This is a genomic window from Nitrosospira sp. Is2 (assembly GCF_033095785.1).
Taxonomy (GTDB): domain Bacteria; phylum Pseudomonadota; class Gammaproteobacteria; order Burkholderiales; family Nitrosomonadaceae; genus Nitrosospira.
The window spans coordinates 3,501,694-3,523,466 of sequence record NZ_CP137134.1 but is presented as its reverse complement, the minus strand read 5'-3'; the positions used below and the strand labels follow the sequence as shown (position 1 = coordinate 3,523,466).

Annotated in this window: 20 protein-coding genes; 13 read left to right on the top strand and 7 right to left on the bottom strand. The window is 57.8% G+C overall.

Features of this window, described 5'->3' with window-relative positions:
• Nucleotides 1-60: 60 nt before the first annotated feature.
• Nucleotides 61-861 (top strand): lipase family protein, encoded by an 801-nt coding sequence (locus R5L00_RS15460; RefSeq protein WP_317652668.1) that lies wholly within the window; start codon nucleotides 61-63, stop codon nucleotides 859-861.
• Nucleotides 862-885: 24 nt separating this feature from the next.
• Here the strand turns inward: R5L00_RS15460 and R5L00_RS15455 are convergent, their stop codons facing one another.
• Nucleotides 886-1,482, bottom strand: a complete 597-nt coding sequence (locus R5L00_RS15455; protein WP_317652667.1) for a CDP-alcohol phosphatidyltransferase family protein — start codon at nucleotides 1,480-1,482, stop codon at nucleotides 886-888.
• A 547-nt stretch (nucleotides 1,483-2,029) separates the two neighbouring features.
• Between R5L00_RS15455 and R5L00_RS15450 the strand changes: the two genes are divergently transcribed.
• Nucleotides 2,030-2,266, top strand: coding sequence for a hypothetical protein (locus R5L00_RS15450; protein WP_107693454.1), 237 nt, complete (start codon nucleotides 2,030-2,032; stop codon nucleotides 2,264-2,266).
• Nucleotides 2,267-2,954: 688 nt separating this feature from the next.
• Here R5L00_RS15450 and R5L00_RS15445 read toward each other — a convergent pair.
• Nucleotides 2,955-3,293, bottom strand: a complete 339-nt coding sequence (locus R5L00_RS15445; RefSeq protein ID WP_146164555.1) for a hypothetical protein — start codon at nucleotides 3,291-3,293, stop codon at nucleotides 2,955-2,957.
• A gap of 198 nt (nucleotides 3,294-3,491) precedes the next feature.
• Nucleotides 3,492-3,818: a hypothetical protein gene (locus tag R5L00_RS15440; protein ID WP_317652666.1), complete on the bottom strand. Its 327-nt coding sequence runs from the start codon at nucleotides 3,816-3,818 to the stop codon at nucleotides 3,492-3,494.
• A gap of 254 nt (nucleotides 3,819-4,072) precedes the next feature.
• Here R5L00_RS15440 and R5L00_RS15435 point away from each other — a divergent pair, with 254 nt between their 5' ends.
• Together R5L00_RS15435 and R5L00_RS15430 are read left to right on the top strand one after the other, a co-directional pair.
• The gene (locus tag R5L00_RS15435; protein ID WP_317652664.1) at nucleotides 4,073-4,858 is read left to right on the top strand and encodes an SGNH/GDSL hydrolase family protein; all 786 of its coding nucleotides are present in this window, start codon (nucleotides 4,073-4,075) and stop codon (nucleotides 4,856-4,858) included.
• 58 nt (nucleotides 4,859-4,916) lie between these two features.
• Entirely contained in the window at nucleotides 4,917-5,141 is a 225-nt protein-coding gene (locus R5L00_RS15430) for a hypothetical protein (protein WP_317652663.1), read from the top strand.
• 127 nt (nucleotides 5,142-5,268) lie between these two features.
• Here R5L00_RS15430 and R5L00_RS15425 read toward each other — a convergent pair whose 3' ends face one another.
• On the bottom strand, nucleotides 5,269-6,042 hold the full coding sequence (locus tag R5L00_RS15425; protein ID WP_317652662.1) for a hypothetical protein: 774 nt from the start codon (nucleotides 6,040-6,042) through the stop codon (nucleotides 5,269-5,271).
• Between the two features lie 644 nt (nucleotides 6,043-6,686).
• On the opposite strand from R5L00_RS15425, the gene R5L00_RS15420 reads away from it, so the two are divergent.
• From R5L00_RS15420 to R5L00_RS15410, 3 genes are all read left to right on the top strand, one after another.
• A complete protein-coding gene (locus R5L00_RS15420; protein WP_317652661.1) occupies nucleotides 6,687-7,739 on the top strand; it encodes an SDR family oxidoreductase in 1,053 nt (350 codons plus the stop codon).
• Between the two features lie 364 nt (nucleotides 7,740-8,103).
• Nucleotides 8,104-8,385 (top strand): VOC family protein, encoded by a 282-nt coding sequence (locus R5L00_RS15415; protein WP_317654198.1) that lies wholly within the window; start codon nucleotides 8,104-8,106, stop codon nucleotides 8,383-8,385.
• A gap of 697 nt (nucleotides 8,386-9,082) precedes the next feature.
• On the top strand, nucleotides 9,083-10,264 hold the full coding sequence (locus R5L00_RS15410) for a PEP-CTERM sorting domain-containing protein (protein WP_317652660.1): 1,182 nt from the start codon (nucleotides 9,083-9,085) through the stop codon (nucleotides 10,262-10,264).
• A gap of 93 nt (nucleotides 10,265-10,357) precedes the next feature.
• On the opposite strand, the gene R5L00_RS15405 is transcribed toward R5L00_RS15410, so the two are convergent.
• On the bottom strand, nucleotides 10,358-10,774 hold the full coding sequence (locus tag R5L00_RS15405; RefSeq protein WP_107692971.1) for a hypothetical protein: 417 nt from the start codon (nucleotides 10,772-10,774) through the stop codon (nucleotides 10,358-10,360).
• 657 nt (nucleotides 10,775-11,431) lie between these two features.
• Between R5L00_RS15405 and R5L00_RS15400 the strand changes: the two genes are divergently transcribed.
• Nucleotides 11,432-13,996 (top strand): hypothetical protein, encoded by a 2,565-nt coding sequence (locus tag R5L00_RS15400; RefSeq protein WP_317652659.1) that lies wholly within the window; start codon nucleotides 11,432-11,434, stop codon nucleotides 13,994-13,996.
• 215 nt (nucleotides 13,997-14,211) lie between these two features.
• On the opposite strand, the gene R5L00_RS15395 is transcribed toward R5L00_RS15400, so the two are convergent.
• Nucleotides 14,212-14,610, bottom strand: a complete 399-nt coding sequence (locus R5L00_RS15395) for a hypothetical protein (RefSeq protein WP_107692973.1) — start codon at nucleotides 14,608-14,610, stop codon at nucleotides 14,212-14,214.
• 266 nt (nucleotides 14,611-14,876) lie between these two features.
• On the opposite strand from R5L00_RS15395, the gene R5L00_RS15390 reads away from it, so the two are divergent.
• The 3 genes from R5L00_RS15390 to R5L00_RS15380 all read left to right on the top strand — a co-directional run bounded on the left by R5L00_RS15390 (nucleotide 14,877) and on the right by R5L00_RS15380 (nucleotide 16,869).
• Nucleotides 14,877-15,365, top strand: a complete 489-nt coding sequence (locus R5L00_RS15390) for a DUF4385 domain-containing protein (RefSeq protein ID WP_317652657.1) — start codon at nucleotides 14,877-14,879, stop codon at nucleotides 15,363-15,365.
• Entirely contained in the window at nucleotides 15,325-16,287 is a 963-nt protein-coding gene (locus R5L00_RS15385; protein WP_317652656.1) for an aminoglycoside phosphotransferase family protein, read from the top strand. The genes R5L00_RS15390 and R5L00_RS15385 overlap by 41 nt, the downstream gene beginning before the upstream one ends.
• 147 nt (nucleotides 16,288-16,434) lie before the next feature.
• Nucleotides 16,435-16,869 (top strand): SRPBCC family protein, encoded by a 435-nt coding sequence (locus R5L00_RS15380; protein ID WP_317652655.1) that lies wholly within the window; start codon nucleotides 16,435-16,437, stop codon nucleotides 16,867-16,869.
• Between the two features lie 338 nt (nucleotides 16,870-17,207).
• Here R5L00_RS15380 and R5L00_RS15375 read toward each other — a convergent pair whose 3' ends face one another.
• Nucleotides 17,208-17,606, bottom strand: a complete 399-nt coding sequence (locus tag R5L00_RS15375; protein ID WP_317652654.1) for a hypothetical protein — start codon at nucleotides 17,604-17,606, stop codon at nucleotides 17,208-17,210.
• Nucleotides 17,607-17,895: 289 nt separating this feature from the next.
• On the opposite strand from R5L00_RS15375, the gene R5L00_RS15370 reads away from it, so the two are divergent.
• Together R5L00_RS15370 and R5L00_RS15365 are read left to right on the top strand one after the other, a co-directional pair.
• Nucleotides 17,896-20,391, top strand: coding sequence for a DEAD/DEAH box helicase (locus R5L00_RS15370; RefSeq protein ID WP_317652653.1), 2,496 nt, complete (start codon nucleotides 17,896-17,898; stop codon nucleotides 20,389-20,391).
• A complete protein-coding gene (locus R5L00_RS15365) occupies nucleotides 20,388-21,677 on the top strand; it encodes a ribonuclease H-like domain-containing protein (RefSeq protein WP_317652652.1) in 1,290 nt (429 codons plus the stop codon). The genes R5L00_RS15370 and R5L00_RS15365 overlap by 4 nt, the downstream gene beginning before the upstream one ends.
• The last annotated feature ends 96 nt before the right edge of the window (nucleotides 21,678-21,773 follow it).

Below are 21,773 nucleotides of genomic sequence, written 5' to 3'. Positions count from 1 at the left end.
AACGCAAGCTGCCTTACCGCAAGTGGACAACAACAATCAACCTGACCTCATGCGCATTTGATGCCCACCACCTGGGATGATCTTCTCCGCCCCGGGAGCGCGACCGATTTCTTTGCCCGAAAGGAATTTCCTCCATTCGATCCGCAAGCAGCCGCATACAGCCGCGCTAATGCGCTATGGCTGGCTGAACTAAGCCGGCTGGTTTACCGTCACGATGTCGAGGAAGACAATTTCCCTCCACGGCCTGGGCGCAGTCATTTTCTGAAACGGGGCGGGTTCAAGCAGCGTGCCTTTCACATTTCGGAGAAAACCAATACCAAGGCGATGCTGGTGGAGCCCCTCGGGCCCCCAGCGTTCGCGGTGCTGATATTTCGCGGCACGCAGCGGAGCTACAAGGATGCCAGGACCGACCTTCACTGTGGGATTCCGTGGTCGAGCGAGGGTAAAATTCGGGTGCACACTGGTTTTGGGGCTGCGCTGGATTCAGTCTGGGACGATATAGAGCGACAACTTTCCGGCCTCGCCTGTCCGCTCTTCTATACCGGGCACAGTCTGGGGGCGGCGCTTGCCGTGCTCGCGGCATCCCGGCGCGCGCCACAGGCCGTCTATTCATTCGCCTCGCCACGGATCGGCAATGAGGCGTTTGTCGCTTCGCTGGCGGATGTGCCCATCTATCGCGTGGTGGACGATCAGGACGCAGTCACGTCACTCCCCCCGAAGCTGCTCGGCTTCCGGCATGTGGGGGTGCTCCAGTTGTTAAGAGCGCCCCAGGAAGATCGTTCCTTTTGGGAGGCTTTTGTTGCCGGCCCGCCAAAACCATTGGCCGATCACGCGCCGGTCAACTATGTGGACAGGATATGAGGGAAGCGCAAGGAGAATCGCGGTTCAAATTTTCGGGATTCGAAGGGTTTTACTGATCATCAGAGTGCCTGAGAGTACGAACAGCAGCGCCAGTGGATGCAGTTCCCACGGTCCGATCATCCAGACGCCCCAATAAAGCTGCTCCCCAATACGCCCGGTCCAGGCAGCGAATACCAGCGCGGAGACCAGGACAACGCTGGTCGGAATGGGCGTGCCCTCGAAATGCGTCACCTTATCCGCCCCTGCAGAGAGCGTTTCGGCCGTGATGTTGAATCGCGCCAGCCGGCTTACCCCACAGCATACGAAGTAAGCCAGCGCGATCCAATCCCAGCCGCCGCGCATCCCCGAAGCAAAACCGAGGGCGGCGGGAGCCATGCCGAACGAGAGGATGTCCGCGAGAGAGTCGAGCTCCCGCCCGAGCGGGGAATGCGCGCGGCGCCATCGCGCGACTCTCCCGTCGAGCACGTCGAATACGAACGCGGCGGCGATCATCCCGGCGGAACTGTAGAAATGCAACACCGAGCGCCCGTCCAGATAAAGCATGGCGAAGAACACCGCGGCGACGCCGCAGCCGGCGTTTCCGAGCGTGAAGAAGTCCGCGAGCTGGAAATCGCGGATCATTGAGAAATGTCTGGAACGCCTGGGGGAGGAGGGCATTGGGTGAGTTTATTTATCTGAACAGGCTCCGGGGCGGGGCCGCATCCATAAGCTTCCGCTATAGCCCGGTTGGTGGACGATATTGATTATAGTAAACGATTGCAGTGCTGCTCATCAGCACAAAAGCGCAGGGTATGAGCGCAGAGCAAGAGCGCAGAGCAAGAGCGTGGCGGGAGGAGCCAGGGCAGGAGCTCAGGCGCAGACCAGAGCGCGGCGCCGTTCAGCAATGCGAAGCAGGAGTTTTTCCATTTCCCCCGGTGGCTTTCAGCTGTGCTTGCGTTCTATGTTACTCAACGCACTGATGTGATGTGTCAAAAGCGTGAAGATATAAGCGCTTTTTTATATAAGTGCGTTAACTCTTTAGAAAGGAGAGCGGCAATGAATAGCATCGCATCCTGGATAGCGTACATAGTGATACTGGTCGCCGGTTCGGGGCTATTAGGAATTGGTTGGGTATAAACGACTGCGTTGGGCACATAGCCCCGAGTCAACATTGAGAAAGGAGATGACCATGAATCAATATACAACCGAAGTGTCGCGGGTAAAGTGGGTTCTCGGCGCTGCTGCGCTTGGCGCGTTGACGATGTTTCTTATGGATCCCGACCGTGGCAATCGGCGCCGGGCATTGGCCAAGGACAAGATGAACAGCATGGCGCGCAGGACGCGAAAGCAAATAGATGCCAAGTCGCGCGATCTGGCGAACCGGGCTAAAGGCCTCCAGGCCGAGGCGCGTCACCTGGTTTGCTGATAGTCCTGATGGGACGGCGAGGGGGTGGGGACTCGCCCCCGCGTTGCATCTGTATGGTACTGGGTGACGCAGGGAAGGCGTGAGCTTCGGCTCCGTCAGGCGTCGCGGCCGATCTGCGGCCACTCGATGCCTGGACGGGATTGGGGAAACTGCCGCAGCCCGACCCTGCGGCACCGCGGCAATTTCCTGGAATAAAAAAGTTGGCTGGCTTGCCCGGGGAGTACAGGCTGGCTGGCTGAAAGGCCACTGGCGTAGGAGAAACCCAGTGGCAACGGATAAGGTCAATAATACGGGGATCGGCCTCTGGCTGACTTTGGGTGCGCTAGCTGAGGGTGGCGGCATAAAGATGTCGTCGATCCCGCCAAATTAGTACTTTATTGCTTAAGTATTATTAATGATAATAAGAATGATTCGCATTATACATAAAGTCGAGGAGGAAGCAAGCGTTATCTCAAAAATATCTCTTTTTCACACATTATGCGCCTGCGGCGCGGCGGGCACGGGTTCTCCCGTTCGCCGCAACTCCAAAGCCCAAATCGTCGCAAGTGCGCAATCTCAAGGGGATCTGGTGAAAGTGGCGGTTGTGCAGCGACATGTGATTGGCAGCCGAAGCACTGTATTATTCGAAGCGCTGGTCTTGAGCCACCAGTGGGACGTCTCCCGGGAGCATCATACGGCGCAGGAAAACTTATTTCCGTTCCGTACCTTTCATTTGTCGTTGCACAATCTGGTCAAACTCGGCGGAAGTGGCTTCAGCCGTGCAGCTTGCGCCGACCTTTTTGGCTTGATCTGCCAAGACGTTTGCTCCCACGTGACAGATGTTCGCAGCAACATCAATTGGAGCCTGCACAATTGAGGGAATCCGGCCAGCGTCAGCATTGATGTTTTTGGCAACATTTTTCGCGATGTTGCGGGTATCGACGTTAATCAACCCCGACGGGGTCTGAGCAGATGCGAAAGGCACGAAACCGACGATGGCTATCAGGCTCGTCAGTACGAATACAGATATGTTTTTGATCGTTTTCATTTTATCCTCCTTGAGCAATGGAAGGTCGGCACTACCTTTCATCGATGTTGCCCGGCTACAGCCTTCCACGGAAAAGTCGCCGGGTCATCTGTTTATAGTTGAGAACGGAAGGTCTTTCCGTTCGGTGGCGCACGCCGGCACCTCGTAACCTCGCTGCAGAGACGCCCGGTTTTTACCCAAACCCAAGTTACCGCGTTGTTACCGTGTCTCTCCCTTTATCCGCCGGTAAATTATCCGGTCCAGATCAGGCGTAGTCATTTTGGCGGCGCAAGCCGAGTGTCCTTGTTGCACGGCCGACAGGGTTTCTGCTTTTACCTGGCATACCCCGGTAGCGACCCCCGGCGGGATTTCAACCGTGTCGGGAATGCGGCTCACGTCAACATTGATGTTCTTCGCAATATTTTTGGCGACGTCCCGGATATCGACCCTGACCAGCCCGGGACTTTCCTCCGCAAGCGCTAGCGGTGAGAAACTGAATATAATGGCTGTGGTAGTCGCTAAAAGCATATATGTCATGTTTTTCATTTTAAGCTCCTTGTATGAGCGAGGGCCCGAGCGATGGCCTCGCCTTATATTAAAGTTGAGCCGGGCACCGGATATCAGACCGGCCCTGCGAGACAAATGGTGGAAGCGGCAGTTATATGAAAATCCGTTGGTCCGTTCCGTACGTTGCCGCACGATAGGTGCCTGCTCTTTATGTTGGGAACTGGAAGCTTCTGGCGAACTCTATACCGACAATCTTTCGGTAAAGCGCCCCGTGGTGACTAGAGACTAGAGCAATGAGAGATGATGAGTTTGACGATACCCGCCGCCGGTTATTGAAGACGCTTGCGGCCGGTGCCGCGGTGGTGGCATTCAATGCCAGAGGATCAGCCATGCCGGACAAGGTGTTTACTGTTTGCACGTTCGGCGATTCCATCCTCGACTGTGCGCGGTATAACGAACATGGAGTCCACCCCGGCCAACTGATCGTGCGCAACGACGATTATTTATTCCCCGATTTCAAGGGCCGTGACTTGTCATCGTCCGCGCCTGCGCAGCTCGACCATCGCGCACAGGATGGGGCCATAGTCAGTGACCTGTCCCGGCAGGCGCGCGGGATCAACCTCCCCGGTCCCGCGGTTGCGCTGGTAACGATTGGCGGGAACGATCTCCTCACCGGCCTTGCCGCGGACCGGGGTGGCGGCATTATGCGCTTTGAGCGGACGCTCGACGCGTTCCTGCGTGCGCTGCCCTTGCGCCCGGTTCTGCTCGGCACGGTTTTCGACCCAACCTTTGGCGATGACTCCCGCAACTTTCTCAGTGTCGACGCCCGTATCGCCCGACCCAACTTGAACCGCATCAACGGCATTATCGCGGAACTCGCTTCGCATTACGGACAGTTTGTGGACGTGCATGGTCACTTTCTACGCGGCGACCCCTCCTGGTTTACGCGCACGATCGAACCCAGCCTGCGGGGAGCCTCGGAAGTGCGCGCCGCATTCCTGCCGGCGGTGCTGAAGGCGCGTGAGGACCAGCTTGGAGCGGCGCCTTCGGCACCGCGCAGACGGTGGTGGATGTGGTGAATTATCCGTTCGCTGCAAGCTGTCCTCGGCCGACCGGCAAGGTGTGCCGGCACCGGGCGTGAGCATACGCGTGGAGTGCCACAGCGGCCATCGCGGCGCAAAGGAGCCGCTGGCGTTCTGGCTGGGCGAGCGCCGGCTTGCGGTCCATGCCGTAACCGACCGGTGGTACGCGCCAGAGCAGCGCTGGTTCAGGGTCCATGCCGATGATGGAAGCATGTACGTGCTCCGGCATGACGAAGCAAGCGGGACCTGGGAGATTGCCGCATACCGCCGCGACGCCTGACCTCAATATGATCTGGTAATCGGGCAGGACGTTATCGACGCCATTGTTGGCGTCCGGGCGGTGATTGTGCCGCCGACACTGCAGTGATCGTGGCGTTCATGCAAGAAAGCCCAGTCCCGGTCAAGGCTCAATTCCGGGTAGCCGACACCGCTGGCGATGCGTTGATGGTGGCCGAGCGGTAGTAGATTTCGCTGGTTCCCTCGAACCCTGAATCAATGCCGAACATCATCCACACCGTTCCGGTTGCGTCGCTACGGGCCTTGAGCGGAGCCGGACCGGTCAGCGTTTTCCACTCGAATTTTGGGCGGCTGCAATCGGTATTGGTTCCCGCGATGTCGCCCAGCACGACGGCATTTTTTCCTCCGCGGGCCTGGTTGCCTTTGTCGATGTTCATTTGATATTGACTGTCGATCGCTACTGTCAAAGGCTCAACCGTTGCGGCTCCCGCCTTTACGATCACAGACTCTCCAGGCGCGCCGCCGGCCCCGGCGCACCCCGAGGGAGCATCGGTAAGAAACGTGACGCTGAAATTCAGCAGGTAGTCCTTGTCAGGAGCAAATCCGGTGAATTTCTTTTTTATGTAGATGAAAAGATCGTCGCTCCGGTTGGTGCCGGCGGTGTAGAGGCCGTGGCCGCCAAAAATTCCCGGCAACCGGCGGGGCTGGACGACAACATCGGTGGGTTGCGTGTCGGATGTATAGTCCGAGTGTCCACCGAGCCAGTCGGTAGAGGTGTTATTGAAATTCACCTCGATTTCCTTGCCGGGCTTCATGTCCGGCCCACCCGATCCTCCAGATCCTCCAGATCCTCCAGATCCTCCTGATCCCGTCGGACCATTTGCGCATCCGCTCAGGAGAACGGACAGAAAAGCGATAGAGATCAGTATTTTTCTTGTACCCATATTGAACCGCCTCCTTTTTGGGATCGAAAAGACATTGCCCACACTTGCGGCACCTCCCACCTTTACCTTACGGCATCAAAAACGGCCGGACGCAGGGCGCAATGGATGGATATGATCTTCAGTGTAGCAAAAGGGACGGTTGTTAAAACGATAAATGCCCCATCGGTTATCAAAAGTGTCCGGGATGCGGTTTAGCGGGGCTACGTCAAAATAGCGGGGCTACGCAAAATTTTCCATTCTTTATTCGTTTAATCGCGCTGGAGGCTCTAAAAGCTGCTGTTGGCCGGGACGCAACGCGGCCAGGACATTGCCCCGTCCTTCGAGGCACGCCCTTCCAGACCTTCAAACAAATGATTAGGCAGATTGGCAATTTGCCGCTGGCCCAGTGAGGAGCTATGTCAGTCGTATTTGTCCACCGGCACGGTGTTACCAGGCGAACCAAAGTCAACTTTCACGAAAGCAGTTTTAGCGATACCGCCAGCCTATTTCCGTCTGGCAACCCGCCTTGACAGGTCTGGATGCATGACCTAGGTTGATACATTGGATCAAGAATCACGATGGTCGGTGGAAACCTTCCCGCTGATCCGCGGGTACTGGGGGGCTCGATCCTTCTCACCTTTCAGCAAATTCATAGGAGAACGGGTATGAAAACAAAAGACGATGCCATGGCATCCCGACGGCAATTCGTCGGCGGGGTGACCGCGGGGCTGGCTGCCGCGCTGACGTCTCCGGCGTTTGCACAGCAGGGAGCCACACCTGCGGCGCCCGGCGCCTCGGCGGATCCCCGGCGTCATGGGGGGCGGCCAGCGACACAATCGAGCAAACAGGACCCGACGACCCAATACCGGCGCCCGCCTTTTCCGCCGCAGCAGCAGGACCCGCCCGGCCTTGCCGGCAAAATGGACCCGCGGCCGGATCACGGCGAAACGAGCTACCGGGGCTCCGGTAAACTCGTGGGCAGGAAGGCGCTCCTCACGGGAGGCGACTCCGGCATTGGCCGCGCCGCTGCGATTGCCTTCGCGCGTGAAGGCGCGGACGTTGCGATCAACTATCTGCCGGTGGAGGAACCGGATGCGCGCGAGGTCATCGAGCTGATCCGGGCGGAGGGGCGCAAGGCGATCGCGATCCCCGGAGATATCCGCGAAGAGCGCTTTTGCAACAAGCTGGTCGCCGACGCTGTGCGCGAGCTGGGCGGGCTGGACATCCTGGTCAACAACGCGGCGGCGCAGGCGGCGCAACATTCGATCCTGGACCTAACCACCGAGCAGTTCGACTCGACGTTCAAGACCAATGTCTATGCGATGTTCTGGATAACCAAAGCGGCGATGCCGCACCTTGAACCCGGCGCGGCAATCATCAATACATCTTCCGTCCAGGCTTACGATCCGTCCCCGACGCTGCTTGATTACGCGCAGACAAAAGCGTGCATGGTGATCTTCACAAAATCGCTGGCGAAGCAGGTTGCAAGGCAGGGCATACGGGTAAATGCGGTGGCGCCGGGGCCGTTCTGGACTCCCTTGCAGCCCAGCGGCGGACAGCCCCCCGAGAACATAACGACGTTCGGGGAGAAAACGCCCATGGGGCGTCCGGGCCAGCCGGCGGAACTAGGCGCCCTATATGTATACCTTGCATCTCAGGAGGCGAGCTATGTAACCGGGCAGGTATACGGGGCGTCGGGCGGGGAGGGCAATCCTTAACGTATCCAGGGCGGTCTTTGTACAGATGCGAGTAGCGCCTGCCAAAAAGTAGTCTGAAGTCTGCGCAAATCAGGCAGCGTCTGCCGAAGGGGCGGCACGAGCGCGACGGACTCTCGCATGGAGGCATAAAACAGTATTGGACTGGAAGGGTGGAAGCCACGGCACAAGTGCCACCATAAGGTCGACATGAGGTTGGGCCGGCGTTCGGGATGCTTTAAGGCTGAATTGAAGTGTTCATTCCGTTTTCATATACCGTCATAATCTGAGGTCATATTAACAGGCTGGAGGAGCAGGAAGTCATGCGAAGCATTCAGAGAATTACGCCGTGTTTGTGGTTCGATCGTCAGGCTGAAGAGGCGGCCCGATATTCAAGTTCAACGAGGCGATTTCATTCCAGATCAATTGTGACGATCAGAAAGAAGTGGATTATTACTGGGAGAAGCTGGGCGAGGGCGGTGACGAGAAAGCGCGGCAGTGCGGCTGGCTCAAGGGCAAATACGGCGTGTCGTGGCAGGTCGTTCCCGTCGTTTTGATGAAAATGCTAAACGATCTCGATAAGCAGAAATCCCAAAAGGTAATGAAAGCGATGCTGCAAATGAAGAAAATCGACGTCTCCGAACTGCATCGAGCCGCAGTCGCGGAATAGCTTGCTTTTGTCAAAGTAGTGTCGAGGTAGCTCAGGGCCTGGAGCTTATCGGGATATTGTCATCGATCCCGCGGCGCCTCCCGGCTTGACTTCGGAATATAAAGATTGGAACTCAAGCCGGAAGCTCTTCCGTATGTTCAATTCATCCTGTGCCCAGGCGATCTTCCATACTCTTTCCACAGCGTGACATCCCTTTACCCGCCTGACGTTCCGGAGATTCACCGTTTTCGCACCGACAGTCAGATAGTCATTCGGACTATTGTTATTGCTTTCCCCAGGGGTATAAGCTCAGCTTGGGCTTTCTTTACTGTTGCCCTAGTGAAGGCGCCAGGATAAAGGCTTACCGGTCGTTTCGTCTCCTTGCTTCCGTTTCGTTTTAATTCTGTTCAGTTCGACTTTGTCTGGCAAAGTGGACAGGGCATTAAACCTCGCCCGATCCAGGCAATAACTGGCAGGCGGCGCCGAAACCGATACGCGAATCCATTTAAAACCATGAAAATCACAAGCAACGAAACGCATTCGCTGGAGAGACCTGCTTCTCCCCTTCCAGAATGGCGAGATCCGCTTAGGCGCGATCGGGCGAGCGGGGATGGACTGCGAGCGCTTCGCGTCCCCCAACCTGTTCAAGTCCCGGCAATCCGGGTGCGAACTCTTTCATGACACTTAACCTTAACCGCGCTCTTCTGGGGGGCACATAATGATAATCAAAGAATGCTTCAAAGTCCGCCACTGCATCCTGGTCGCGGTCTTCGTTACCGGTCTGGGTCCTGTTACCCACGCGGCAGCACAGCAACGCTCGTTTCTTGTCGACCTCAACACCCGGACCGTAACGCTCCTTGGCACGATAGGCGAGCGTGCCATAGCTTCTGGCATCAATGATGCTGGGCAGGTAGTGGGGTCTTCTTTCACATCCGGAGAAGGTTCTCATGGTTTCATCACCGGCCCCAATGGGGTGGGCATAAGAGACCTCGGCAGTTTAGGCGGAGTTTTCAGTGAAGCTAATGGGATCAACAACGCCGGGCAGGCGATTGGACAAACCGATGAAGCCGGACGCCCTGCCGGTGCCTTCATTACCGGTCCCAACGGGGTGGGGATGACGGCGCTTGGCGCACTGAACGGGGATACCCAAAGCTCTGCCTGGGGCATCAACAACTCGGGGCAGGTAGTGGGAATCTCTGTATCAGATGGAAACCCGGCGCCGCCTGCTCATGCCTTCATCACCGGTCCGAATGGGGTGGGCATGAGGCCACTTGGCACCTTGGGCGGAGGTTCCAGCGGCGCCCAGGATATCAACGATACGGGGCAGGTAGTAGGAGATTCCGTCACGGCTGAAGGCCGTCATCGCGCCTTCATCACCGGCCCCAATGGAGTGGAGATGAGAGACCTTGGCACGTTGGCCGGGGATTACCGCAGCGATGCCTGGGCCATCAACAATGCTGGGCAGGTGGTGGGACGAGCTCTCACAGCCGCAGGCCTTTCCCATGCGTTCATCACCGGCCCCGATGGATTAGGCATGAGAGCCCTTGGTACGTTAGACGGGGATGTTTCCAGCTCTGCCTGGGACATCAACGATGCCGGGCAGGTAGTGGGGACATCCGTAACGGCCGAAGGCCATCAGCGCGCCTTTTTCACCGGTTCAAATGGAACGGACCTGACAGACCTCAATTCCCTGGTAGAGCTGCCGCAGGGGGTAATTTTAACGGAGGCCATGGGTATCAACAACTATGGACAAGTCGTCGCGGTAGGGGTAGGGATTCTTGTTCCCGAACCTGAAACCTATGCCATGCTCCTCGCAGGACTGGGCATGGTGGGCTTCATGGCGCGAAACCGCAACCAGCGGAGGCTTTCGCTGGCCCAAACTCCGATCAGGCCCAAGTGATCAAGCGAACGGCCTGATTTCAGCGCCTGCACTAGGTTAGATATCGCTTCACGACCTAACTTAAGTCAAGTTTTCGGCCCTCGTTCTAGCAGCCTATTGACATGCCTTCAGTTTTTCCAGGAGATGAGGTATCGCTTCGCTGTGAAGCTGTAAAGTTAGTCGTGATCCTGCTGTATCGCGAAAAACAAGCAGATAGTTCTCTTCACAGAGTGAATGGCACATCTCCAACTCTTCAAGAGGCGTAGGATATTGTTCAACGATGTTATTTTTATCCGACATCCTGCCCAATTGATTCTCAAGCTCTACCACTTGTCTGCTTAGTCCTTCACAATTCCTTTGAATGCGCATCGCGGCGCTCTGAGCTGTAGCTGCAAGCTCCTGTAATTTAGAAATTTTATCCTGAACCTCAGGGTTGGGCTTCATTTCAACTATTTGTCGCAGCGCAACGATTTCCCTCGCAATGACATGTATCTCGTCAAAGTTAATGCTAAGTTTGGTTTTTCCATCCATTATTTTCTCCCTCCATAAGCGTGTCCAAGACTACGCATTTTTTTAAGTATTAAAGCAAAGTGAATAGCTGCAAATAATGGATACTATGAAGATTGGCGGAGGTTCAATCTACACCGGGTAGTCAACTCGGCAGCCTCCGTTTGTCCCTGGCTGCTGGGTTCATCATTTATCCTTGCGGCCCATTAGATAACGGAGAGGATACCCGAATAGCTGTAAGTTCTTACAGGTGGAAAAGTCCCAGACAGTTTTTCCAAACGCGAAAAGCTGCGTGGAAAGGCCGTTCCAAACGAGCCATGGTCCTTAAGGGTCATGGTTCCAAAGAGCCATAATTCAACATAGATTACGCCATACAGGAACGCAAGGCAGGTTGTGAAGGCGAGTGGCATCCAAAAAAAAGAAACCGAAGGAGTGCATCAGGAGGATAGGTTTCCTCAAATTATTGGAAGTCCGCGCAGAATTTTTTCCCAAAATTCAAGCCTGCTGGGCTTGCTCTTCCATTCTCCGGTTACTAAGCTGATTCATCTCGTCTGAAATAGTATGCGAGCCCGTTGTTTTCTTCCGCAAACCCGCTCGCATGCGGGGCAGACTACACGGATATTTTGGTGTAAGCGACTGAACTGATCAGGCGGGGCATCTCTACCGGCTGACTGGAGGCATATGACCGATGACTTTACCGGATTGCCCGTCGGCACGCGGCTCGATGACCAGCTGCCGGGAATAAAGTTTTTGAAGTATGGCGGAATGGTGGGTGGAATCGTCGTCGATTCCGTGAGCGGCCATGTGGCAAGCTTCAACGACGCGCCCGGCTGCGAGTTTTGCGGCAGTGGAGCAAGGATCTCATTTTCCGCGTTACAGCGCAGCGTAAGCCTGCATGTAGGCCTGTTGCCTGTGACCGGAGTTACCGTCCAGCAGGATTTGCGGCTGACCGGTCTCGATGCGGGCGGCATGGCAGTCGCGACGGCAATCGCGAACGTGACCGCGGGAACCGGTTTTGACACGACCCTCGATCTTGCCATCGCCGAGCCTCGAATCGCCACGGTGGTGCTCGAGGCGGTCAACGATCCGGCATTGCTGGCCGCTATTGCGGTGCGCGACATTACTTTCGAGGAGACAACCGGCGGACAGGCCGATTTCTTTCTTGTAGGTCCTTTGGGCGAGACGCTGGTCCAGGGTGGCGCGGCGGCGGATATTCCCGTCACCATCATGCGTATCGGCGGATCCAGCGGCGCCATCGGGTTTACGTTCAGCCAGCTGCCGGCAGGCGTGACCGGCAGCGTCAATCCCAATCCCTCGCTTGGCACGGGCATCACCCTGCACCTGCAGGCGGACGCCAGCTCGATGCCGGAAACGCGGCTGGTCGTTCTTACCGGAACGCCCACTCCCAGCGCTGGCCCGGCCCCGCGCAGCCTGGCGATGGTTATCGCGACGACGCCGAAGCTGCGCATATTCGGGCCTGCGGATATAGACTTTGCCGGTTGCAACCCGCAAGGCGCGCATGGCAGCGTGACCCGCGATTACTGGGTGATCCGCGACCCGAGCATAAGCGGGCCGTTGACTGTCTCGCTTGAAGGGTTGCCTGCGGATGTTTCCGGAACGGCCGATCCACAGACGCTCACGTTCCCCGGCGGCGCGATTGGTGAACGTGTCACGGTCAATATAAACACGATAGCCGGACCGACGGTGCTCGACACGGCGGTAACGCTGCGCTTGGTCGGCAGCGGAATCGACCTGCCGTTTACAGTTCTGGTTCATGGCAGTTGTCCCCAGCAGAACCGCAATTTCGTCATCCGCGGTCAGTTTGGCTATCTCAACGCCAACAGCGTGGAGCCAGGAGTGGGTTTTCAACCGTTAATAGGCGCGCAAGTGGAGTTTTTCCGCTACCGCTCGGACTGGTACGATGACAAAGTCGGCGAGACATCCACGGATGACCAAGGGCGTTTTAGCCTCGATCTCTACGCCTCCATCGACGGAGATTATTATGCGCGCCTGCGGTTGTTCAGCCCCGAGGTGGAAGTCGAGGATGCGGATAACTCCAGTGTCTGGTCGATCGACACCGCGCACCAGTCAAACAGCGGCGGCCTCATCGAAGTTGGAACCATCCAGATTTCCCGCGACGGCGGCGAAGGGACGCCGCGAGCCGCTGTCTGGCAGGGCTTCCGCAATGCCGCGCGCGAGTTCCCGGACAAATTTGGCGAGGCCGTTCCCGGCGGATTTTTCAAGGTCCAGATCTGGCGCGGCCATCTCACGCCGCTGACATGGTATGACGAAGTCCATTGGGCTCACGGTTATCGCACGGGCGAGTTTGGGAATCCATACAGGGCAACTACGCACGAGTTCTCCCACGTCTTCAGGGACGTGCTGGATGGTCCCGAATCGCACTGGCATGGCGACGACCTCCTCTATGTGTATGGACGCGGGCATGGCTCATGCATCGCCCCGGTGACAGGCTCAGCCAATGCGGGGTTCGCATTCCATGAAGGATGGGCGGAATTCTGGTCGAACGATACGACATGCTGTCCTGGTGACGAAAGCAACCAGGACATCGAAGGCACGGTCGCGCACGATCTCGAGAACCTTGCGGGCAAGCTCCCCGGGAATGTTTCAGATCGGCGGAAAGGAATGCTCCAGGTGCTGCAGCGCGGACCCAACCTGATCCATTCCGATGAAGAGTTTCGGCGTGAGTATGTGTCGCAGTTCCCAGGCATTCCATTAGGAAATATCAGCGACGGGTGCTCGGGAGTCGAGAACAGGCATGCGTATTTCGAACTCGATCCCGCCTGGCAGCGGGAAAACCTCATGCCGGCGATCAGAGCGAGGCAGAAGGCAATCACGGGTTTCAAGCAGCAGCAGCGCTATAGCACGGGTTTGAGAACCTTTATGCTGCGCGCGGCGATCGAGGAAACCAGCGTCATCATTCAACGGATGAACGAACAACTGGCCGAGCTTGATCGCGGCGGGCCTCCAGAGCGTTATCTGAAACAGGCGCCCTTCCAGCGCCTGCGGCGCGCGGAATTCCTGAGCATGCGCCGGGCTATCCAGGTGCGCGCGCTGCGCGATGCTTGCGCCGTGGTCCCGCCCGAACAAAGGCACGAGATTGAACGCCGCATACGCCTGCTCGAGGAGAGCCGCATCGAGGATGCAGCGCTTGAAACATTGCTGCCATTGCCGCCCGTGGCTGGGGACGACGCCACCACCCCCCTTCGAGAGGATGGCTACAAATAGCTTAAGGGGCGATAACGGCGACGTGCCCAGGTCAACTGGCATTTACAGTCAGCCAGTCGTTGGTCAATTGTGGCCTGCTACCCCGATTTTAGAACGAGGTTAGACTTGAGCAAACCGGCGGAGAAATCGGACACCCAGATGAGAAAACCGCAGGCCAGGGGGAGTAGCGGTCTCCGCCACTCCCGCTTCCGCACGGTAGGCGTGGAGCGAATTTTCTAAAAAACGGCAGCCTCTGCAGTACCGATCAGTGTGACGAGCGAATAAAATGTCTGCTGCCCGGGCCCCGGGCCGGCAATTGTGGTTGGATGAGTGGCTGTAATTCCGGCAACCTCGACATCTAGCGGCGCGTTATGCTCCGTCACGGTAATTGAAGGCAAAACCAGCGTAAAGGTCACTACTTCCAAATCTGGAATCTGGCTAAGTGTTACGGTTATCAACTGCCCAAGCGAAGTATCTTCAACCGTCAGTTCGTCGTTGCCGAAGCTTCGGTCTAACTGGTCATCGTGATAGATGAGGCTCGAACCGGTAAGCGTGCCGGTCGCGTATTCCACATTTATGGAATCTCCACGGAGGCTGAATAGGTTGGCTGGGATCTCTTCAGAAAGTTCTTGCATGACAAATACCCCTTATGAAGTTAATCGATCAAATGCGCCAGGTGAGGAAACGACCGCCACAGCGGAAGAGCCATCCAGTGCCGCAGGATGCGGGTTGACTCGGTGTAGCGACGCCGCCGCGATTAATCCGGACTGGTCCATTTTCTTTTCAAGTTGATCTACGACAGAGCCTACACGAGGCAAAGTATCCATCAGGCCGCAGGCTTTCCGTTCGGTGGCGCACCAAGCGAACCGATGTCTCTGTCCGGGAGAGATGACAGGAACTCATGACCAGACAACGCCAGCCGTCTTACCTCAATTTCGATAAACACAGCTATCCCTGGAAGCCCGACATCGACTATCGGAAGGAGACGGAAAAGTATCGGGTGGGCAAAGGCGAGCAGGGCGTGTTGATATGCGAGCCCTATAAAAGCGAACTAGCGCCTCACTGGCGTTTCAGGACACCAGAGCTGGCAAGCCAAAGCAGCGCGGTTCTTTACCAAATGTTCGAAGAATATCTAAAAGCCGGGGATTTCGTCGGCGCCGATATGGCCCGAAAATTCCTGCAGATGGGTTACACCCGCGCACGGCGGTATGCCAATTACAAAGGTGGGATCAAATATGACAAAAACAACGGTTACGCCTTAAACGAAAGAGGCACCGGCGACCCCGCAAAAGCCGAAAGCGCGGCTATTTTCTACGAGAAATGGAAACAGGCGGAAGCGCAACCCGAGTATGCCGGTCGAAAAAAGGCGTGGCGTGAGCAATATGGATGAAGGTCAGGCAGAATTCGAAGGAGCGCTGCCTTACCGAAGCGCGAGAATGGAAAAAAAGAAAACTTCCCCGCCAGGAATTATATTGATCGAAATATTCGGCAGGTATCTGACTCGATGGCGGCTGGCGCCTGACGGCGATCCCATCATTACCCGCAGTAGCAGGCTTTTGCCCGTACGCATGGCCGGGACCCCAGCCATGCTGAAGATAGCGATGGATACCGAAGAGAAATTCGGCGGGTTGTTGTTGGGGTGGTGGGATGGGCACGGTGCCGCCCGGGTGTTCGCGTGCGAGGGTGAAGCATTGCTCATCGAAAGGGCTGAGGGTCCTGCCTCGCTCGCTGACATGGCTCAGGATAGGGCTCCGGGCGGCGGGGACGATGCAGCCAACAGGCTCATTTGCCATGTAGTGGCCCAGCTACATGTAACGAGACCGGGCGCGCGTCCGCTTCCGGACCTTGTGCCGCTTGCGCATTGGTTCCGGGAGCTGGAGCCAGCTGCGGCAAGGCATGGCGGCATTTTGACCACTTGCGCGGAAACCGCTCGTCGGCTGCTGGCATCGGAGCGCGATGTCGTGCCGCTGCATGGCGACATCCACCACGGCAATATTCTCGACTTCGGCCCTCGCGGATGGCTGGCCATCGACCCCAAGCGTTTGACTGGAGAACGCGGCTTCGACTACGCCAACCTGTTCTGCAACCCCGAGGCGGCGATTGCACTGGCGCCGGGCCGGCTGGCCCGCCAGGTCGATGTGGTGGCCGAGGCAGCGGGGCTTGAACGTCTGCGGCTATTGAAGTGGATCATGGCTTATGCAGGGCTTTCCGCCGCCTGGTTTATCGGCGATGGAGAATGGGAGCCGGCAAAAGCCGCGCTTGCCGTTGCCGAACTGGCTGTGGCCGAGCTGGCGGCAGCAGAATTGACGTGAACGGCGCGATGACTGGAAAATGCGCTTAGCCGTCAGCGGCCGTGGCGAGTCTTGATTCAATATCAGACGTTTGATGTTTGGGTCATCATTGGCCTTTGCCCTGGTCTTTACAGCGCCTTCGCACAACGAAACGGAGAGGAGCATGCCATGCCAAAAGTATACAACTCCATTATCGTACCTGCTCCGATAGAGCAGGTATGGTCGAGAATCCGCGACTTTCACGACTTCTCCTGGGCCCCGTCCGTAATCACTTCATGCGAAAAAGTGGGCGATGGCGATGGGCGCTCGGTAGGCGCAAGGCGGCGTCTGAATGGGGCGTTACTGGATACGCTGATTGCGTACAGTGCAATTGACAGGCGGATTATGTATTCCCTTGATGAAGGACCATCGCCGCTCTCATCTAGGGAAATCCGTGATTATGTGGGCAACCTGCACCTGCTGCCGATTACCACGGACGACACGACGTTCGCGGAATGGTCCGGGATGTGGGAGTCGGAAAATACGGATGCGGTCGAGTACATGAACGGCGTGTACCGCTCTCTCCTTGCCGACCTCGCAGCGGGCTTTGGCGCCAAACGCTAGCGGCGAAAGATCATCCGCTCTGTTTAACGATCAGAGTGGGGATAAGCTGCCATTGGCTTAGTAAAAAAGCGGGGATGTTAGGTCATGAAGGTCCGCCAGCGCTGACTGGCGGACCTTGAGCGAGGACGGTCTTTTTGCTTCTTTTTAACGCAGTCCCAGGAAACTTAAAACGGCGATAATGACTACGATTAGTCCTACCCACCAGATAATGCTGTTCATTAGCGTCTCCTTAATAGTAGTTTTAGGTTGAAAATCGCAAAAATATTGAACGGCTTCAACGTTACTCTTCCGTAAGATTATTTTCTGCGCGCCAGCGCACATAGCGTCGATCGCGAAGACTAGAAGAACACCCGCGAGGCGCTGCCATTCAAGGGCGTTACCGTATAAAAATCGCGCTGTCCGGCCGCAAGAACGATCGAGAACCGGTGCAGGGTTGTGATTCCGATGGTACGGACAGGCACTGTCTGCTCCCCCGGAATGGTTACCATGGGCAATAGAACGCTAAAGGTGGTTCCGCCGGTATCGACCGTCATACGGGTTGTGACGCTGACAAGCGTGCCGATCTCCGTAGCCGCCAGACGAATCTCGTCACCACTGAAATTGAGTGTCTGCTGCAGGTCCTGGTAGCTGAAATGCGGTTCTCCGTCGATCCCCGTCGTTGAATAGACCGCATGCAGATTCCTGCCGCTGAGGTCGTAATGATTTGGGGTTTGACCAGTAGCATGCTTCTGTTCCATTGGTAGCTCCTTTTATTCACCACGCGCAGCGGAAGGCGCTGCTCCTTTCCACACTCTTTCGTTTATAGACTGACGGCATGAAATAACAAGGCGTGACTCGACAATACGCAAACGGTGGCATCCGCACATTGAAGAGAACAGGAGGCGCAATCGAGTTGACTCTCCATGGCATTTTGGTTAAATTCAGGGAGCAGAACAATCGTTCTGTATAATGCGGATGTGCGGATGCGGCAAGCATGGTTTGTTACGTGAAACGAATGGTTTCGCTGTTATCGCACCGGGAGTGGAATTGAACGATTTAGTGGAGTTCGGGCGGGAGCGTGGCACGCTGGCGGAGCGGAAGGCGGGGCTGGCCGACGTGAGCGGTCTGGTGCCCGCGCTGAAACGCCGCCATGCGCAACGTATTACCGGCGAGCTCGTGATTCCGGCCCGCGCTGCGCGCTTCGCGGAATTCCCGGCAGACCTCGACGGCCGCATCGCGCAGGGTCTGATGCAGCGCGGCATCACCCAGCTCTACAGCCATCAGCGCGAGGCGTGGGATCGGATCACGGCAGGCGAGCACGTTGTGATCGTCACCCCGACGGCCTCGGGAAAGACGCTGTGCTACAACCTGCCCGTGATCCAGGCGGCAATACAGAACCGGGCGAAGGCACTCTATCTTTTTCCGACCAAGGCCCTGGCCCAGGATCAGGTCACGGAACTGCTGGAACTCAACCAGGCGGGCAACCTGGGTATCCGGGCCTACACCTTCGATGGCGATACGCCGGGCGACGCGCGCAAGGCGGTGCGCACGCATGGAGATATCGTGATATCGAATCCCGATATGCTCCACCAGGGCATACTGCCGCACCATACGAAGTGGGCGCAGTTCTTCGAGAACCTGAAATTCGTCGTCATCGACGAGATGCATACCTACCGGGGAGTGTTCGGCTCGCACGTTGCCAACGTCATCCGCCGCCTGAACCGCATCTGCGCTTTTTACGGTGTCAGGCCCACTTATATTTTTTGCTCGGCAACCATCGCCAATCCGGCGCAGCTGGCGAGCGGCCTTCTGGGCGAGCTGGTCGCCGCGATCGACCAGTCCGGCGCCCCGGCCGGGGAAAAGCATCTGTTGTTCTGGAATCCGCCCCTGATCAATCCCGACCTGGGGCTGCGCGCCTCGGCCCGCTCCCAGACCACCCGCATCGCCCGCAGTGCGGTGAAGGCCGGGCTCAAGACGATCGTGTTCGCCAATACGCGCCTCATGGTGGAAGTGCTCACCAAGTACCTGAAGGATGTGTTCGACAGCGATCCACGCCAGCCGCCGCGTATCGCGGCATATCGCGGCGGTTATCTGCCGACGGAACGGCGCGATACCGCAACCCGGCTGCGGACCGGGCAGCTCGACTGCGTGGTGGCGACGAACGCACTGGAGCTGGGGGTGGATATCGGCGGCCTCGATGTCTGCCTGCTCAATGGCTTTCCGGGCACCATTGCGGGAACGTGGCAGCGGCTGGGCCGGGCAGGGCGGCGCAACCGGCCTGCGATGGGCGTGCTGATTGCGACCAGCGACCCACTCGATCAGTACATTATCCGCAATCCAGAATTCTTCACTGCAGCATCCCCCGAGCGCGGCTGCATCGATCCCGACCAATTGCTGATTTTGATGGATCATATCCGTTGCGCTGCGTTCGAGCTGCCATTCCAGGACAGCGAGCGCTTCGGCAAGGAGCCGCTGGCGGAAATGCTCGGCTACCTTGAGACGAAGGGTGTGCTGCACCACGAGGGGCAGCGATGGCACTGGATGGCGGACAGCTATCCCGCCAACAGCGTGAGCTTGCGCTCGGTTGCGGATGGCAATTTCGTGGTGGTGGATGTGACGGGGGGCAAGCAGGAGGTCATTGCCGAGGTCGATTATTCTAGGGCGGCATCGACGCTATACGAGGGTGCCATCTACCTGATCCAGGCCAGCCCGTGGCAGGTGGAAAAGCTGGACTGGGAAGGACGCAAGGCCTTCGCAACGCGGACGCAGGCCGATTATTACACTGACTCCATCGACTTTACCAAGCTCAAGATATTGGACTGCTTTGAAGAGGATAGGGAATACAAACCTCTAAACGAGGCGAATGGATCAAACGGGGCGGGGGCGGGTGGCCTGTGCAGCCGTGGCGAAGTGCATCTGGTGCGCCGTGTCGCGGGCTACAAGAAGATACGCTACTACAGCCACGAAAACGTTGGCTACGGCAAGGTCAACCTGCCGGATCACGAGATGCACACAACGGCGGTATGGTGGCAGGTGAGCCCCGCTGCGCTGGCCGTGGCCTTCCCGGCCCGGTGGCAGGCGTTGGACGGGTTCCTCGGCGCGGCATATGCGCTGCATCACGTGGCCGCGCTGCTCACGCTATCGGATCGGCAAGACCTTGGAAGGGCCGTGGGCGATGGCGAGGGCACCTGGTTTGCCAGTATCGACCAGAATGGCCGCGGCAGCCCCCGAAGCATTTCCGGCGAGACGGTGGAGCTCAACGAGCGGCAGTTCATCCCCACCGTTTTCCTTTATGACAACTACGCGGGAGGCATTGGGCTTTCGACGCCGCTGTTTGACCTGCGCCACGAAATTGTTTCGCGAACGATAGAGCTGGTGCAGGACTGCGGCTGCCCATCTGGCTGCCCTTCGTGCGTGGGACCTATCCTCGCCTCGGACGAAAGCCGGACATATGTGCCCAAGCAGGCTGCCCTGACAGTGCTGAATCTGCTCTCGATCTCACGCGAACGCCAAAGCCGGACTTTGGATGCGGAGACGCTATGACGCTGGCGCAGCGGTTGGCCCTGCTGCAAGGTAAAAATAATAATGCACGGGAGGGGCAGGACAGGACCGGCAAGCCGGGGAGCGACTTGGCCGGCGACTCGTCCACGCCCGCTTCCCTTCCTTTCGAGCCCGCGGCGGTTTCACTGATGGAGCGCCTGAAGCGGTTACACGGCAGCAGCGATGGTAGTCGCAACACGTCCGGACGGACCAAACTCAGCGATATCGAGGTCGCCCGGCACCTTCGCGGGGATGTGATAGCGCCCTGTTTGATCCAGGTGATACAGGCCATCCCCCTTGCAAGCTGGCATGGCAGGGTTGCGTTTTCAGAGTTGGCTTGTAGCCCGCTCGCAGCCCTGGGCTTGCAGGATGACGCGTCGATTGGGGGATTGCTGTTTCTGGATACCGAGACCACCGGCCTTGCCGGAGGCACGGGTACCCTGCCTTTCATGGTGTGCCTGGCGCGAATCCAGGGCGAAGAGATACAGCTGGGGCAATGGATACTGACCGGGTTCGCCGGCGAGGCGGCATTGCTGGAGACAGTTTTCACCTGGATCAAGCCCTCGGCCCACCTGGTTTCATACAATGGCAAGAGTTTCGATGTGCCGCTGCTCATCACCCGTTACCGACTGGTCCGCCAGACCCATCCGTTTGCCGACAAGCCGCATATCGATCTTCTGCATCTCACGCGCCGTGCCTGTGGCCACGGCTGGGACGATTGCCGCCTTCAGACCGCGGAGCAGCGCTTGCTGGGGTTCAGGCGAGAGGACGATTTTCCGAGCCATCTTATTCCTCAGGCCTGGAGCGAGTTCGTCAGGGGCGGCGCCGTTCAACCGTTGGCTGCCATCGCGGAACACAATCGGCGCGACGTGCTGTCGCTGGTGGCGTTGCTGGCGATGCTTGCCCGTATCTATGCCGAACCTGGCCATGAGGCAGCGCACGCGCTTAAGGTCGCGGAGGTCCACGTGCGTCGCGGCCATGCGCAGCATGCGATAGAACACCTCACCAATTCTGCGGGCGACCTGGATGAGGCGGCGCTTTTATTCCTGGCGAAGCTGCACCGGAATCAGCGGCAGGATGCACAGGCGCTCGCTATCTGGCATCAGCTCAGGCAGAACAACTGCGTTGCCGGAATAGAGGCCCTGGCCAAATACCATGAACACGTGACGCGCGATCTGGGAGTCGCGCTGGGGCTTGCGGAGAAGTTGTTAAGCCTCGAACCGGCCAGCGATCTTCATGCGAAGCGACGCGACCGTCTGCGACAGCGTCTGGCAAGGCCGAAGGCATGAAGAATGGGTAATGGAGAGAACCGCGGAACGGCCAAAGGGGAAACGCCGGGATCTAGTGGCCTACCCCGATGGGGAAATGACAGGCGATGAATCGCT